This window comes from Bartonella sp. CL434QHHD, assembly GCF_042195145.1.
Taxonomy (GTDB): Bacteria; Pseudomonadota; Alphaproteobacteria; order Rhizobiales; family Rhizobiaceae; genus Bartonella.
The window spans coordinates 1-17,270 of sequence record NZ_JBHINT010000019.1; the positions used below are offsets into that span (position 1 = coordinate 1).

Below are 17,270 nucleotides of genomic sequence, written 5' to 3' on the forward strand. Positions count from 1 at the left end.
ATCAAAATAAGAAGCTTCAATGGTGCCATATTGCGTACGTGGCTCTAGGGTAAATTCCCAGTTGGAACAGTCGTGCTTATGAAGTTCGAGTGCTGGTAAATTGTCACCGCTTAAAAATAAAAACTTATTGTCCTTGATCAAAAAACGTGCCCGCATGCGATCGGCAAGGCGGGTTAAAAAATCAACCGCCGATTGATCTGTACGAATCACATAAGGCAAAGTTTGTTGAGTGAACTGAGGACTGACCTTTGCTTGATAGCCATGACGTTCGGCAAGTGTCTCAACAATCTCACCAACAGTTTTGTGGTCAAAATGTTCACTCACCTGTTCTTTGAGCTCTTTACGCATCGAGGCACTTTTGCCACAAAGGCGCAAAATCTCTCCATCACTGCCCCCACAACTTACAACCGACTCGACAACAAAACGCCCCATAAAGGCACTGATGCTGTTCTCATAGCCAAAAATCACTTGCAGAGTGCTGTTGCTTGAGGAAACCTCTAAATCATTGCCACTATCATCAAACTCTGCTTCAAATGTATCGGCTTTATTACACAACACATTGATTTATAATGATAATTTACTGTTTTGTATATTGAATGAGAGACCCGAATATTGTAAGATTCTCTCATTTCAAATCTGTTTATATTGCTGAAGTATTTTTTTCAATTTTTTCCTCAATCGTATTGTGTAAAATTAAAATAATCGGGATAGCCATAAAACAACAGATCAAAATAAATAAGCTAAAAATACATATAAAAGTAAAGATATCAAACTCTCTTCCCCCATCCAATACTTGGATAATGACCTTATCCAACATCTGGATAACAAAGTCTACTGCCAAAATGATAACAAATATGCAGATGATTATTTTATAGTCCTTCGATGAAAGGACCATAACTTCTTTAAACGCTAAAACTTCAGATTCTTTATCAAATGCTGAAGAGACTCCCAAAACCTTATTATCTGGATTTTAAAGTGTCTCATGAAATGGTTATGTTTCTTGTATTGTCATACTGGTCTCATTTTTTTCTTTCATTTTCGGAGCGTGTTTCTGGTGATTCTCCATATCTTTTCCATCTATCTCTTTCCGCTCTTTGACAGTTTCTGTTACACAAAAAACAAAGAGTCCCTATAATAACCATAACGGATATGATGAGTACTATTGCAAATCCCACCGTTCATTCCTTTTTCAATGAAATCGTTGTTCATGATCTCATGCATTTTTCCTCATTTGCATTAATGAACAACTTTCTGTTTTCTTATCGAGATATTTTCTTCAAATTTTGAAGCCTATTGTTTAAACTATCAACTTCGTGATTGAGCCTTTCAACTTCTTTATTGAGTCGATCAACATGTCCATGATGTTCAGAAATCACTTCTAAGTAATGTAACATTTGAGACTGATCTTTATGCTTAGTTGCTTCACCTAGCCCTCGAAAGGCTTCTGTCCTTTTCTCAACATGCTCAAATATAGTCAAAACCTTCTCGATACGCTCAAAAACCGCATCATTGCGTTTTAGAGTTGTTTGATATTTATAAGAAAGTTGTTTGTTGTTTGGCATATTTTTCAGCAATGCCAAATAGAGTTCCTGCTGTTCAAGAGCTATTCTCTTCAAGTCGTCTACCATCACATTCAATATTTTTACGGTATCGCTCCATCCCCGTTCAGCATTTTCTTTTTCAAACTTGACTGAATCCAACTTTTGAACAGCATCATCGCGCTCCCTAACCACTGTGGAACAAAATAATTTATCTATACCCGTATAGCCATGCGAGGTAGACAAAAAATATGGTAGCAAAAATATGATAAGCAATAAGCCTTCTCTAAACAGAACTTTTTTTGTAAACATTTTTTTATTTTTCTCTGAACACAACAATTTAAATAGACATATAAATTCATATCAAAATATTCATAATGAAATTTATTAAATCTATTTTAAATAATCTACAATAAAAATAAAAAATGATAAGTTGTACAACAATTAAATACGCTACACATAGAGTAAATCTATAAAAACTAATTTATTCAACAGAGTAGCCATGGAATTTTCTATCTAGTTTTATATCTCTAGAGGAGTAATTTAATCTTTTATCCATGACTTTAAAAGAGTTTAATACGATGCTATAAATAATTCAAAAATGATATTTTGATTAACAATCATATTAACAATGGTGAAATAATGAGTAGACAAAACAGATAAACACAACCAATGATATTGAAGGGTATAAAGGCTACTTTTAATATAGCTTTGTTTTTTATCAGCAGCAGTAAAAAGTTTGTGTTTTTTTACAAAGATTGAAATTTATTCATTTTTTATCGTATATTTTATGCTATCTTCCTTAAATTAATTAAAAGATCATAGAGTATTAAACTGATGGAATGCATTTTTCTCAAGCGGCATTTTTAGAGAAATGTTGATTTAATCAGTGAAGACAAACAATGAGCAAAGTTATAATTTGAAAAGACAGTATATAATATTTATGATCAATGATCTAAATTAGAGACATGAATTGGGGGAGTTTGATCTTTCTTACAGCACAGTGGCTCAAAAAAACAGTAGATGAAGTTTAAAATTCACCATTACCCATCATAAGATGAAAGCTTTCATCCCACGTTTGATTTTTTTAAACTATTTTCTTGTCCTGTCTGTAATATCTAAAGAATATCTTCAAGCACTCATAAGCACTCTTTTAGGTTATCATTTCCATAATCAACGTAACGGTTATCGAGCTTCCATTAAAGATACTGTTTTGCAAAAGGAAATCGTCATTTCAGGATACGGAGGGATTTATGTATTTAGTCACAATGTATCATGCACCCTTCCTCTTATATCAGAAATTTAATTCTTAATCGTAATGACGGGATTAAAAAGCACCTTGCGAGACAATCTTTTTAATAAATTTTTAATAAATAAAGTAAAGATGAATTCTGAAAAAAACTTTTTTAGACGTAAAGTGATACGGAGAAACAGTCAGAAAGAAAGGGGGGGGATTACAAATGTTGATGACTATAAAAAAAGATATCAAAAAATTACCAAAAACCGATTTATGGATCATTTGTGCTATTTCACCTGATCAGCAAAGAGAATGGATCAGTAAATGGTATATAAAAAATAAACAAGCCTCTATAAGTTCTAATTATGTCAATGATCTTGCCGTCCTAGGATCATTTTACAGATCTAGACAAAATGATTGCTATGAAAGCAACAGCCCCACAAGCAACTCCCCTCAAAAGATGACAATCTCATTTATGAGGCTTATGTTGCTCCTCATAATCACTTTAAAATTGCATCATTTGCTCTCATTAATACGCTTTGAAGTCTCATATAGACTAAGGGACCTTTTTAATTTTGGGGTGGTTATGGAAAACAGCTTTCCACTGATCCCTGAATGGGGATATGAAACCGCTACCTTTTCACAGAAAAATATTCTTTTCAGTGGAAATTCTTATTGTACAATCTATGGAACAACACAATGAACAGACCACGCGCCCTTGCTCTCAACTATGGCTCCTATAATGCTGTCCGCATGCTGATCGGCGTTTACCATGCTATTTTTTTAATGTCCATGGGAGTTAGTCTGGCGCAATTAGCTCTGCTTCAGGTTGTCTTTTCCACCACTATTCTGCTGCTTGATTTTCCCTGCGCTGTTTTATCTGACAGATATCGACGTAAATATTCCGTTATGGCTGGGGTCTTTATGACAGGAGTATTTTATATTTTATGCCTTCAAGCTCCCAATATGACAGCACTTATTATTGCGCAAATTCTCTATGCAGCGGGCATTTGCATCATTGTCAGCGCCATTGACGGATGGATTTACCATTCTCTAGGCGATAAACAGGATCACTTTTCGCATTATGCTCATCTCTACCACCAGGTTAACTCTTTTGGAAGTATTCTCAGTGGGATTATAGGCATTGGAACGATCTACTACTCTGGACAATATTTTATGGGATATATCATCTCATGCCTCATGATGGGATTTATTTTTTTGATATTCCTTATTGTTCCTGAAGAAAAGAAAACGACAATTGAAACGTCCAAAACAAAAACAATCTTGCACAATGCCAAGGAAACGCTCTGGATATTTCAAAATACAGTAGGAGGAGCATGGTTTATTTTCCTCATGTGCCTTTTTAGCGCTGGTATTCAGATTATTTATCATTTCTGGCAACCGATAATACTTTCAGGGGGAAAAATTCATCACCTCAACGGTTCGCAAATGCTCGTCTTGATGTGCTGCCATATTGGAGCCTTTTCAGCACAATATTTTTCAAATTTACTGATGTCTAAGTATCATGTTCTTGATAAAAAATATAAGAATTCTATAAAATATTTTTCCTTCTTTTCTGCTCTGATGTGCATAGCGCTCTATTTTTTAGTTCATAGCCATCAAACTGCTGCATCAGTCATCGCCTTCTCTTTAATCCATGGATTTATTTGCACTGTACCGATCGGGGCAAAAAGCTTATTTTTCTCAGAACTTAACCAAAAACAAACGCAACATATTTCTGGTATTGTTGGTGCTGTCTCTTTTAGCGGAAGAATATTTTCAATTACAGTATTGAGTATTATTTCTTTTCTTCCTGCAAAAGTTTCTCCGTCTTACTACCTAATATTACCGACCATTACTTTTTTCATGTGTGGTTTGGTTGTCATGAGATGGATGAAACACTCTCAAAAGTCTCTATGAGAGGAAAACCATAACATTTCACCCACAATGTTTTTTTCTAAAAGAAATCGATACTTTTTTGAGAGCATTGCCACATCCAACTTTCAATATACAATGCAAATATAAAGCAACACATTGATTTATAATCATAATATACCAAACTTGAATATTGTAAGATTCTTTCTTTTCAATCTATTTTTATGGTTGAAACAATCAAAATCATTTGCTTGCACATCATAAGTGGAGAAAGCCGTATAGATAAAAACAATTTAGAAAAGAAAAAATGCCTTTTATGAACTCTCATAGTTAAAATCTATAACAACAGGAAGACAGATATATAATATGCCTCTTTGCATCTTCATAAGGATACAAATGGTGTGGCTTTATAAGGCTTTATGTGTCTCACAGAAACTTTTGTGTTTTATACCATTTACGAGGTGGCGTCGCAAAATGGGCTTATACACATTGCAAAGATATCTCTTTAAAACAAGTGCATAAATTGGCAACACAAGTATATTTGTGTTTAGAACATGCTTTTTATATGAGAGGCATAATCCCAACGGAATAAACAAAAGCGTGAGATACGCAATCTTCATTATTTAAAGGACACGACCATAGAGATTCATGAAATTTGTAAAACTGAATTAATAAGATGATGATAAAAATGGGAGCTCATTTCCATCTTTTCCGTTTTCATATTTTTTTCAAAATTAAAAGATCCTTCCGTTTTTAGAAATAACTCGCTAACAGATATATACAATATTTTCTCCCCTATTTGATATATAAAAGCTGACATAACCGATAAAGCAGTAAACCATCTTAAATATTGATCTCAAATATGCCGTTGTATAAGGAATAGGTGTTGATTGACACGCAAAAGCAAAAGCTTAGTAAAACAACGTCATAAAATAATAAATATGCCACCAAACGATTGAAACGACATAGGGAGATCAAAAACACTTTGTAGAACCAAATCCGTAACATATCTAGCTTTACGGCCGCTTATTCTTACAAACGTTCATGCTGCTCCCTATATCCATAAAATAAATAAGCAATCCTTAGCTAAAAAATATGCAACGTCAATGTGATTGCTATAACAGAGCTTCGCTTTCTCCTTTATCAACAATAGCAATTTACATGAAACATCTTGCGCTTAAAATATCCCCCATTGGTTTTGCTTTAGTTTACACCATTAGAAAAGAAATTTTTGTAACTTGTTTCATGAAACATAAAATTAAAAATCAACACAGGAATTAAGAAAATGAGCAACCACACGCGCTGCTAATACAGGTATTACAATTTCGCACATAAATTTAGATAGAAGGAAGATAAAATAGCACCACTCTATAGCAGAGTAGCTGATAGAAAACGCCTAGCAAGAAAAGAAATCAAAAAACTTCACAAAATTGAGATTGGTAGAAAAGCAAATGAGCACAAATCACTGAAAACAAAATTCCTATACACAATCAACTGCTTTTATAACAATAGATGGCGGAGAGGAAGAGATTCGAACTCTCGAGAGCCTTTTGAGCCCTACTCCCTTAGCAGGGGAGCGCCTTCGACCACTCGGCCACCTCTCCAACAGAGAGGCATAAATGGTATCAACAGAAAGTTCAAGACATTTTCGATTTTTTTCCCAAATATCTGAAAATTTTTCTCCTATTGATCCCATAGGGAGCAAAAGTTAATAAAACAAGAATTGTGTCTTTTTTACCACAGCATCTCGAATAGTACATATATATATTACAAAAAGGTAATTTCATATTTGAAACTCTAAAAAGATTAGTTATAGCTAAGATAACAAGTGCTGCGTATTTTACTTATGTCTTTGTCCTTAATGCGTTAGGCAAATGGTACTCTTTAGAAGAAATTTAACCGGACCGCGGAGATCCCATATGAATATTAAATCCCTCTTTTTAAGCTCTACAGCAGCTTTTTTAGCAATTTCTGGAGCACATGCCGCTTCAACAATTATCGCCGAACCCGAACCTGTAGAATATGTTCGCGTTTGTGATGCCTACGGAAAAGGATATTTCTATATCCCTGGAACAGAAACCTGCATGCGTTTATCAGGAAATGTTCGTACTGATTTTATAGGCGGTAATAATATCGATGCAACAACCGAAACTGAACTAAGAGACAAAAGAAAAACCTACGGCGCCGCATCACGGCTCACCCTTGTTTTTCAAGCAGCTTCTGAAACAGAAATGGGAACACTTCGTTCATATGCAAGAATTTATTCAAACTGGGGTGATGGTAGAGACAACGCTGCTGCAAAGCTTGCCGCGGCTTACATTGAACTGGGTGGTTTTCGCGTAGGTCTTGATGACACAATTTTCAACAGCTGGACTGGTGATTATGGAGATGTTCTCAATGATGACAGCATAGCGCCTGCCGGCACAACACGCACCAATTTTATTTCCTACACCTTTAATGGTGATTCCGGCTTTTCTGCTATTATCGGCGCTGAATTAGGCAATAATGCAGATTCTCTTCCAGGAATAACAGGATACTACATTGATAAAGATGATAAGCTTGTTTCTATCACTGAGGGTACTCTTCCAAGTAAAGCAATTAAAAATTACACCCCGAATGTGATTTTGGGTATAAAGTTCATGCAAAAATGGGGTGGTTTTTCAGCAGTTGCAGCATATGATGCTTACTACAAAAAGTGGGCTGGAAAAGTACGTGCAGATTTCAATGTCAACGATCGTTTCAATCTATGGGTAATGGCTGGTTATAAAAATGGCCTTGATTACTACACAGTAAATACAAAAAATGAATTATCACGACAAAGCACAACGATTTATGCAAACTGGGGTGGTAAATGGGCTGCTTGGGCGGGTGCCACTTACAAGCTTACTCCAAAAGCAAATTTGAATGCTCAAGTTTCTTATAGTGCTGTAAAAACCTTTGCAACTTCTGTAAATATTACATACACGCTGGTTCCAGGATTTGTGATTACACCTGAATTAACCTATGTTTCTTGGAATGATGATCGCGTTGTGACGGATAAAAATAATGATGAAAAACATTTATTCAATAAGAAAAGTGCTTTTCAAGGTATGATCCGTTTTCAGCGTTCATTCTAATCCTATTTAAGCTACAGCTTTTAAAAACTGGCAACATGGTTTGCCAGTTTTTATTTTTGGAATCAAATATCATGAATATCTTTTCCTGATACGTATTGTCTTGTCTCTCGGAAAAAAACGACTTAGTTTCACAAAACTACTCTCAGAAGATTAACCCTGATATGCTTGATAAGAGCACTGCATACGGGCGTTTACACATCACTTCAAACATAATCTCTTCCTTGCCCTTTAAAGCATGAGCAGACCCTTTTGCTTTATGACCAAATTGGTCTTTCTTAGCAATTTACTTCTAACCTTTGTTAATTTAGGTCATGAACTTCTCTGGTCAATTCTGTACTGAACAGATAAAATATTGAAAAAAACAAGACATCATTGTGTTTTTGATATGCCTGAATGTGTCTTCTATCAACACTCTAAAACACAATGTTTTATAACACGGCTTCATTAAAAAACTTAATCATCAAGAAACATGCTGTCAAAACGATGCAAATATTCCCTAAAGCAATAAAAGAGAAAAGCGATATATCTTCAAAAAATGAATTGACCTCTTCCCCTTCTAAAGAATAAAGCCCCTATCAGGAGCAATCTGTAAATACCCCTATTTTTCCTGAACCTACATCACATTGATTTATAATCATAATTTATTATTTTTCATGTTTCAATCAACCAAAACCTTTCACTTGTACAACAAGCGGAGAGAGCCGTGTGAATAAAAACGAGTAAAGAAAACCCTTTTATGAATCGTTTTAAACTCCAAGGGCTATAGTAACATTGAGATCTGACAAAATGTACGATAGTGCTAGGCACTTTTATTAAGCATAAAAATGAGGATACACTTCATAGAGGATTTTAGATTATATTCTCTATAAACGTCGCTGTAAAATATGTGTTGTAATACGCATTAAAAGACATTGCTTTAAAACAAGCATGGAAATATACAACACAAGTCCATTTTATTTGAAGCGTTTTATCCTGCGTAAGGAGCATGCCATCATATACGCAACATCTTGACTTTACGCGTTTTTAAAGGAAGAAAAGAAACAGTAAATTTAATCTTTGCAAATCATAGAGCTTTCAGAGTTATGTTTTCATAAAACGCCTTATACCGTACAGGGGATTTTTTAAACGATTAATGCCTTTTTTACATAAAGCCAATTGGCAAAAAGCAGCCTCTCTTGATAATAAAAAGGCTTACACGTAATCATAAGCCATATTTTCAATTAAAACGCATTGAATTCACGGAAAATACTTATCAACCAATGCATAAAGAATTGCTGCTGTTTCAACATCTAGAATCCCATCATAATTTTCTTGACGAAAATGAAGTTGAAATGCTCGGATCAAATCTTTGTATCCTGTTTGGGGACACGCAGCAGAAATGTCATATCCATAACATTTTAGCTTCGCCAAAACATCTTCTTTGGGTGGAAAATTCTTAGAGAATTGCTCTTGATAATGACTTTTTAGTTCATCATCATACCATGCTCCTATACCTGCCTTATAAAGTTCTTTCCATGGAAAAGCTGCTCCTGGATCACTTTTTCTTCCAATGGCAATATCACTATGTCCCACCACATCAGTTGGCATAATATCGGGATACCGTTGAAGAATATTTAAGGCAAGTTCCTTAACGGCATCAATTTGTATTGGATTATAAGGAGGAAATATCCCCCCCTCATCATGATAAGCCATAAAACCAACTGTCTCTTCTGGAGACTCAGAATGACCCGTCGCTAAATTAACGATTTCAATCCCGATAGACGCATCATTGAGATGACTATGCCCAGCCCATGAACTCACACCCGCATGCCATGCACGCTCATTTTCATCGACCAGATTAAAAATACGCATGTCCTTAAAGCCTGCCTCACGATATGTCTGCTCTGAAGGATCAGGAACAAGATAGTGTGCACTAACCTTTTCTCCTGTAAGCGCCATAATCGAGGCTTTAAAATCAAGAGCCGTATAATGCATAACGAGAAAACGAACGCGACGATTAAAACTCTTGACAGAACGATAACTGTTGTAATCAATCTGATACATAAAAGCCCTTTCTTTGTTGCTTAAAAAGACCACTGCGCATCACAACAGATAGGACACGAACTGTTAAAAATTTCGCAATGAACTTCCTAATCTAGATACTAAGAATTACGCCTAAAATTTGTTCATCAAAAACATTGACACTCTTATCAACAATTAAGACACATTTTTATTTCTCCCCCACACACGCGTAAAATGTTTTTAACCACATTCACAAATACACCGCATTAAATCTTTTCCCCAAACAAATTCCTACAAATTACCAATCAAAAAGAAAACAAAAGCGTAAAATGATCACTCATTAAATCTTCACGTCTTACAGAAAAAATAGTTCTTCCTGTTATCAAATTGAAAAATATCGCCCCTCGGAAGCGAACACCCAACGATCATGCAATCACACAAAAACTTAAAGGAAAAATTTTATGAGCTCTTTACAGCAATTTATTATCAGATCACGGAACGGTACATGTTCACAATAAAACTCTTCACGGACATATTGTTCAATAAAATTTGCAAAGCTTTCCTGTAAATGACACAATTTCTTGTCTTTTCACACCATCGCTTTTTGATTTACAAAGAATCTGAATTATCTACAACGCTTGAGGCACATGAAGTCTCTGGATTCCTTGTCATCAGCTCTATGGAAGATAATATATTGATTTATAATCATAATTAATCATTATAAATATTGAATGTAGCGAACCTAAGATCGTAAAGTTTTTCTTAATCTTGAATCAATCAAAGTCATTTAATGACACATCAAAAGAAAAAATACCCTATAGACAAAAACCACTGAAGAAAAGGATCAAAATACTTCTTATAATAGAACGTTTAATAATTTAAGAAATATTGTTACGTCCCCATAGAGGTTCATTTTTTCTTCTCAGTTTGCAAAACTCTTTTTAAAACCAACCAAGCTGCATATTCTTGTAAGACGACACCTAAAAGTGGTCGCGTATAGGGAAAAGTAATATGATCCTCACCATAACCTTTCATCCGTATAGCCATGGTAGCATGTCCAAGGCTTTCTGCTTGATTTTCTAATGTCTCCAAGGAAGGCTCTAGGCTCACTTCAACCTCAAGCAGTGGAATATCTTGTTTACCTTTTTCTATGGGCTGAAAATATTCTAAAAGCCGCGGATCATTGGCAGACCAATGAACCTCAACGTGCATTGCTAATTGTTTACAAGCAGTAGTAACTTCTGCACCAACCAAATAGGGATGAAAATGATTTTCAAATTCTTCCACGAAATGTTGTTCCAAGGGCGCTTCTGATTGACCAACAAGCTGTACAAGAACATAGGGGCTTTTCCATAAAAAATGCCGTTCAAAGGGCTCATTTTCAAGATGATCATCAACCCACTGCGCAATTGTACTTTCATCAATTCCAATCAAAGTCCATGCATACCCCGCACGCGATACAGAAGAATATTTCTTCTCATTGTGTTCTAAATAATTCTCTAAAAGCGCAAGAGCCTGTGATGGTGGACCAGGCAAAACAACAAGCGTACTTCCATCGCAAGAGAGATAAAAGCCTGGTGCTGTGCCTGTAGGATTATCAAGCACGGTTGCTGTCTCAGGAAACAATGCTTGACGCGCATTACTCTTATCCACCAAAATCCCTAATCGTTGTAATTGACCTTTTATTGTTTGCCAAACATCTTCATGATGTAGTAAAGGCTGCTTTACAGCTTGAGCAACTCCATCGCGTGTTATGTCATCTGATGTTGGTCCCAATCCCCCACTGATAATGATAAGATCTTCTTGTCCAAGACAAGCAACAACAGTCTCACTGATTTGCTGTAATTGATCAGCACAAACAAAATGACGTGTGACTTGAATATTTCTCTTGTTCAAGCTTTGGCTTAAATCTTGTAAATTCGTATTCAAATATTGTCCTGAAAGGAGTTCATCACCAACAGTGATAATCGCCGCACGACAAACAAAGACAGGCTTCACAAGAGAATTGCGAACAGCTTCAGCCATTTGACGGGTAGAGGCGACACCTCCAAGATCATAGGTAACGGTTTTTCCAGCACGAATAACCTGATCAACACTCTCAGATAATTGTTTTGCTGCATCTTTAAAGCCTAAATGCTCTAAGAGTAAAGCCGTGGTATAAAGCATCGCAGAAGGATTTGCTTTATTTTGTCCAGCAATACGTGGTGCGCTTCCATGAACAGGTTCAAAACAAACAATCTCGCTCCCCACATTCGCATGAGATGCAAGCCCCAATCCCCCCATTATCCCAGAGCCAAGATCAGAGAGAATATTGCCAAACATATTTTCAGCAACAATCACACCAAACCGCTCTGGCTTGGTTGCAATCCACAAAGCAACCGCATCAACATTATGAATATCTGCTTCAATTTCCGGATAGTTTTGCGCAATTTTCTCAAAAATTTCCTGAGCAAATTGTCCACTTTCTCGCATAACATTGGGCTTATCAGCAAAAGTAACGCGCCTAAAGCTATATTTCCTTGCATAAGAAAAAGCATATTCAAATAACCGCTCTAAACCAAAGCGTGTCTGCAAACGGACTGTCCACGCAGCTTCCTCAAGCCCATATTTTGTCAAATTTGGATGTTTTAGCCAAACGGCTTTTTCAGGAGAAATACCCCGAAAATCCAATCCAGCATAAAGGCCTTCACTATTTTCTCTGATAACACAAAAATGAAAAGGTTTTCTCGGACCAGAGATGTATCTTACAGAACGTATATTTGCAAACAAACCTAACTTTTGGCGAAGTTGAAGTGCGGGAGCAACATAGGCAAGGTTTTTCTCTTTTAAATGCGGTGCAAGTTCTTTTAAAGCCGCTTCTTTTCCTTTATTGGTCACAGCACCAAGTAAAATAGCATCACTCTGAGTAATTTTTTGCCAAGTCGCTTGAGGGACAGAATTTCCTTCCTGTTTCCAACATTCAAAACCAATATCACCATAAGTCAATTCAATCGGCAATTGAAATTGCTCTAAAACCATCAACGCAGCATCACAAACCTCTGGTCCTATCCCATCACCAGGTAAGACAAGAACTTTCTTTTTCATAGTCCCTCCATCCACTCATCAATGACTGCATCCGTCATAGTAGGATTATCCTCCCACAAACGCGTACCAGCACCAGAGATAAGCTTATATTCATGGTTCAGATTATGACTTTTTGTCTGATTATCTACCGTTGCAAGTTGCGACTTTTCTCCCACTAAAGCTAAAAACTTCCCCTTATACTTAACTATTTCATCTCTAGCATCTATTTCTAATAAGAGTTTAAACCCTCTTGTCATGCGTTCAATTGCCACGCTTTTTTGTTTATCGGGAATCTCCAATAAAACTCTTTTTTTCATAATGCCAGAAGGATGCATAAAACCATTGAGTATTTCCAAAGCCCCCGATAAATCATTATTTTCTAAGGAGGCAAGAATATCTCCAAGGCGCCGTTGCAAAACCTTATCTGGATAGCCAGGTGCATTCACAGCAAGCACAGCTTGAACATTGGGAAGCTGGGCTGCCAATATTTGTACCAATGTTCCAGCCATAGAAAATCCCACAAGCACTGCGGGCTCTTTAAAATAGCTTTTAAGTTTTTCTGCCATAAAAGATAAAATGTCTACAGCAGAATAATTGAGAACATGAGAACCCTTAGGAAAAAGAGAAAGCGTATCCAGCAGAGTGACAGGGAATCCTTTTGTTGAACATAGCTTTGTCAATGGAGAACAAAAAACACCACCATCCCAAATTGGCATTACAGGAGAGAGAATAATAATAGGAAGTCCCATTGATCAATTCCTCCCCTTATTTTTAAACATGCATTAGAGCCAGAACTTTTCCTACCCAATATAATGAAAATATGTTGAAATTCTATGCTCATATTCTCCCCTCATAATAATCGATTTGTTAAACTCAAACTAAGCTTGTAACAAATTTTAAACCCACTCAATCCAGAAACTTAATAAAAAAAATTCATCTAATGTACAGGTGCCCCATTTGTGTAAAACATCAAAAGCATTTCCGCATAATGCTTTCTTTTTATCATTTCACTCAGCTTATTTCTGAAGTCATAAAATGACGCGCTTTTTGAATATAAATGATAAAACCAATCATACAACACACAGCTAACAAAGTTGCCATAGCCCGTGGGCTATGACCAGAGATTTTTCCGATAACCGCTGCACTGAGTGCCGCACTTCCTAATTGCAAAGATCCCATAACACCAGAAGCCGCTCCCGCAGCTTTCGGATGCGATGAAATAGCCAACGCTGTTCCTAACGGCAATAAAAAACCATTTCCAAAAGTAAGAACAGCAATAGCCATAAAACTTGTCACAAGAGGCCATGGGCTTAGATACATTTGCAAAGCAAACAGCACACCACCTATCACAAAAATAATGTACCCTCTGCCCACAGTCTTTTCCATAGACTCGCGTTCAAAAAACCATCGCGCCAAAAGATTTCCCAGAATATAGGGAAACGAAACACCAATATAGCTATAACTAATGTGTATCGGCGATAACCCCAAAGTCGTGAGTAAAAAAGGCGACTCCACAATATAAGCAAAATAGGCAGCGTAAGAAAAACACGGAATAAGTGCATAAAAAATAAATTGTTTATTTCTGAAAACACCTAAATATGCCTTCATCAATCCTATAGGAGAAAAATGCTGCCGTTTTTGAGGGGGTAGAGTTTCGCTTAGCACAAAACAACATAGCAAAATGGTCAAAAATATAAAAAAGCTTAAAAAGATAAAAGTTGCCTGCCAATGAAAAGCCTGTATCAAAAGTCCACCAATGAAAGGTGCAAGCGCTGGTGACATTCCAATAAAAGGGAAAACAATCAAATAAAGTTTTCCAGCCGCTTTTTTATCCAACAAATCATTGATAATTGCACGACTTAAGACAAGTCCCGCACAAGCACCAAGACCTTGCAAAAAACGTAACACAAGAAAAGCGTGAATATGAACCGTATAAATCACACCAAGTGTCGTAAATAACCACAAGAATAAGCCCAATAGAAGTGTTTTTTTACGCCCAAAATTATCACTCAGCGGCCCATAAATGAGCTGTCCAAGTGCCAATGCCAACAAAAAAACCGCCACTGCACTTTGAATTTGAGATTGTGTCACTTGATAATATTGACGCATATCGCCCAGTGCTGGTAAAAAAATATCGGTAGAAATCAAACCTCCTGTTGATAAACATACGATAAGTATAATGAATGGTAATGTATATTTATGTTTCATCAGGAAAGTCACATTTCTTAAATTTAAAAATATTTAAATTTTACGTTTATAGAAAAATAATAATTTATATTTATAAATATAAAGCTATTTTAACTTTATCCACAGGGAATAAAATAATCAATTTTCTTTATTCTTTTACTTTATTCGAGAATAATTCAGCTTGTTGATACATAAATCCAGTGTATGATCCGCACGCACACACTCAACACGTAAATAAACACTTAGTGCTTCACTTTATAATTAATTTTAAAGCATAGCAAATCGCAATTTTAAAACTATACGCAAAAGAAGCTAAAAGATCAAAACTCTCCTTCAGAGATATATTTCCCAATCCGAAATAGCGCATTTTGTTATATTCATGTTGCCCTATCTTCATCAGCTTTTTTCATTGATATCATCAACAAAAACGCTCCCAAACACTATCCCTCTCCATGATAACAACATCACTTTCCCGACAACATCTTTTATCAGAAGTGGTTTACAACGCTCAAAGAAAAAAGAAGCCACAAACTCCCTTTCCTCAAAACTCCCCACGCAAATATTATTGTAACAATACAGCATATAATAATGGCTCATGGAGAAGTCTTTATCAACACAAATAATTGAGCAAATAAACTTAATAGCCCACTAATATCATAAAGCAAATTGTGCTTCTATCTCGCTCTAAAATCTAAATTCATCTTGTCCATTTTGTTAGAATTTCATTCTACATAGCCAGCACAAAGTTTATTGCCTAAGCTATTGACAAACATGCTATAATAAAAATTTGATAAATCATTCTGCATCTAATTTAGAAAGCAAGGAGAAGCTAGTAATGAATATAACAGAACGAGCCATGTAGCAATTACTTGTACCTATTAAAGTGGAAGGAAAGACATACACAGAAATCACCTTACGCCGCCCGAAATTTAAAGACTTAAAAGCAATACAGAGCAAAGAAGGTGACGAGCAATCAATTGAAATGATCGCATGTCTTTCAGGGTGGTCCTATAATGCCATCAGTAAACTTGGTGTTCGTGATTTTTTAAACATTAAAGACATTGACGGGCCTTTAATAAAAAAAGTATTAAAAAAACTTGATAAAATGAATACAATCATAAAAATCCCATCCCTAAAAATCCTATCCTTAGAAACTCAATTTTCTAAACATCTCAAAAACTTTATAAACAAAGTAAATGCACCCATAAAAAGCATAATGGATGAATGTATTTTAATCGACAGTAAACCCGAAAAATGCACAAGTAACCTTTACACAAATACATTTGAAACAGAAGACATGAACAACTGCAAATGCAAAAGTGAAAACCTGTAGCACCTATGAACCGATTACAGTTCATAATCCCTACGTCATAAAGGTGGAACGCATGACCTTTACAAAAGGCACTTTCTTAGTACAAGATGGTCCATCGAACCAAATTTATCTCTCAAATCAAAGTGCTCTTACATCGTATAAAAAAACTGCGGGCGAAACTAAAAAACAAACTTTGGAGAGAATCTCGAAACTTTTGGACATTGTCTCAAAACTTTTCAACTTTCCTCTCTAGTTTTGGGAGTTTTTACTCAAAGAACTTAGAAAATTTTTCTAGCATTGTTTTGATATAAAGAAATAAGAGAAGGAAAAACAGCTTAGAACACTAATGTTTCTTCCTTCTCTTTTATCTCTCATAGCTTTTTGAATTGAATACTTTTGATATTTATTTTGAATAATTGAAGCATTCTTTTAATTATAAGTACAATATAAAAAACTAAAATTTTAGAAGACGCGCTGTTTTTACAAAAAAATGAATAATAAAATAAAGACTCCAGAATTTTACTTTTTACCTTCAAACATAATCAATGATGGAAAAGCGTTTACAAAGTTTTCCTCAAGCAGTATCTGGGACATTACTTGAAAGAAAAGCATTAAGAGAGCTTACTTTTAAGCTAAGGGGGAAAGATTAAACTTCACAACGACATTCAATCTTTTAAACATTGCAGTACAGAACGGGAAAAGAGAGCCATACCCCCATAGACCGTTTACCCCCCATCAACTAAAATTCTCGATAAACTGGTATTATCAGTTCTAGACTGGAGTCATGTAAGAAGAATTTTAAGTAATGATCACCGTCTTGTTTTCGATGTTTTCTGTCCTTTTTGGCGCATATCTATTCACTTTTGGAACATAATTTGCAAAAAGGCATTGTATCTCCAGCATATTCAAGGAGATAAAACATGGAAACTCGCATTCCTGAA

9 protein-coding genes, 1 tRNA gene and 1 pseudogene are annotated in these 17,270 nt (G+C 35.6%); 4 read left to right on the plus strand and 7 right to left on the minus strand.

Annotated features, from left to right (window positions below):
* Both ACFILN_RS03690 and ACFILN_RS03695 read right to left on the minus strand, forming a co-directional pair.
* A pseudogene (locus ACFILN_RS03690) lies at nt 1-549 on the minus strand (phage late control D family protein); the annotation flags it as partial.
* A gap of 710 nt (nt 550-1,259) precedes the next feature.
* A complete protein-coding gene (locus tag ACFILN_RS03695) occupies nt 1,260-1,850 on the minus strand; it encodes a hypothetical protein (RefSeq protein WP_375670886.1) in 591 nt (196 codons plus the stop codon).
* Between the two features lie 1,154 nt (nt 1,851-3,004).
* Here ACFILN_RS03695 and ACFILN_RS03700 point away from each other — a divergent pair.
* On the plus strand, nt 3,005-3,478 hold the full coding sequence (locus ACFILN_RS03700; RefSeq protein WP_375657799.1) for a hypothetical protein: 474 nt from the start codon (nt 3,005-3,007) through the stop codon (nt 3,476-3,478).
* Nucleotides 3,475-4,695 (plus strand): MFS transporter, encoded by a 1,221-nt coding sequence (locus tag ACFILN_RS03705; protein WP_273791538.1) that lies wholly within the window; start codon nt 3,475-3,477, stop codon nt 4,693-4,695. Before ACFILN_RS03700 ends, ACFILN_RS03705 begins: the two co-directional genes overlap by 4 nt.
* A 1,468-nt stretch (nt 4,696-6,163) precedes the next feature.
* On the opposite strand, the gene ACFILN_RS03710 is transcribed toward ACFILN_RS03705, so the two are convergent.
* Nucleotides 6,164-6,254, minus strand: a tRNA-Ser gene (locus ACFILN_RS03710).
* Nucleotides 6,255-6,569: 315 nt separating this feature from the next.
* Between ACFILN_RS03710 and ACFILN_RS03715 the strand changes: the two genes are divergently transcribed.
* On the plus strand, nt 6,570-7,766 hold the full coding sequence (locus ACFILN_RS03715; protein ID WP_375670888.1) for a porin: 1,197 nt from the start codon (nt 6,570-6,572) through the stop codon (nt 7,764-7,766).
* A gap of 1,236 nt (nt 7,767-9,002) precedes the next feature.
* Here ACFILN_RS03715 and ACFILN_RS03720 read toward each other — a convergent pair.
* The 4 genes from ACFILN_RS03720 to ACFILN_RS03735 all read right to left on the minus strand — a co-directional run bounded on the left by ACFILN_RS03720 (nt 9,003) and on the right by ACFILN_RS03735 (nt 15,038).
* On the minus strand, nt 9,003-9,809 hold the full coding sequence (locus ACFILN_RS03720; RefSeq protein ID WP_273791536.1) for an N-acetylmuramoyl-L-alanine amidase: 807 nt from the start codon (nt 9,807-9,809) through the stop codon (nt 9,003-9,005).
* 867 nt (nt 9,810-10,676) lie between these two features.
* Entirely contained in the window at nt 10,677-12,851 is a 2,175-nt protein-coding gene (locus ACFILN_RS03725) for an isocitrate/isopropylmalate family dehydrogenase (RefSeq protein ID WP_375670890.1), read from the minus strand.
* Nucleotides 12,848-13,579 carry an alpha/beta fold hydrolase gene (locus ACFILN_RS03730; RefSeq protein ID WP_375663158.1) on the minus strand — a complete coding sequence of 244 codons (732 nt, stop codon included), beginning with the start codon at nt 13,577-13,579 and terminating at the stop codon, nt 12,848-12,850. Before ACFILN_RS03730 ends, ACFILN_RS03725 begins: the two co-directional genes overlap by 4 nt.
* Nucleotides 13,580-13,841: 262 nt before the next feature.
* Nucleotides 13,842-15,038 carry a multidrug effflux MFS transporter gene (locus tag ACFILN_RS03735; RefSeq protein WP_375623999.1) on the minus strand — a complete coding sequence of 399 codons (1,197 nt, stop codon included), beginning with the start codon at nt 15,036-15,038 and terminating at the stop codon, nt 13,842-13,844.
* An 862-nt stretch (nt 15,039-15,900) separates the two neighbouring features.
* Here ACFILN_RS03735 and ACFILN_RS03740 point away from each other — a divergent pair.
* Nucleotides 15,901-16,350: a phage tail assembly protein gene (locus ACFILN_RS03740; RefSeq protein WP_375670892.1), complete on the plus strand. Its 450-nt coding sequence runs from the start codon at nt 15,901-15,903 to the stop codon at nt 16,348-16,350.
* Nucleotides 16,351-17,270 lie beyond the last annotated feature (920 nt).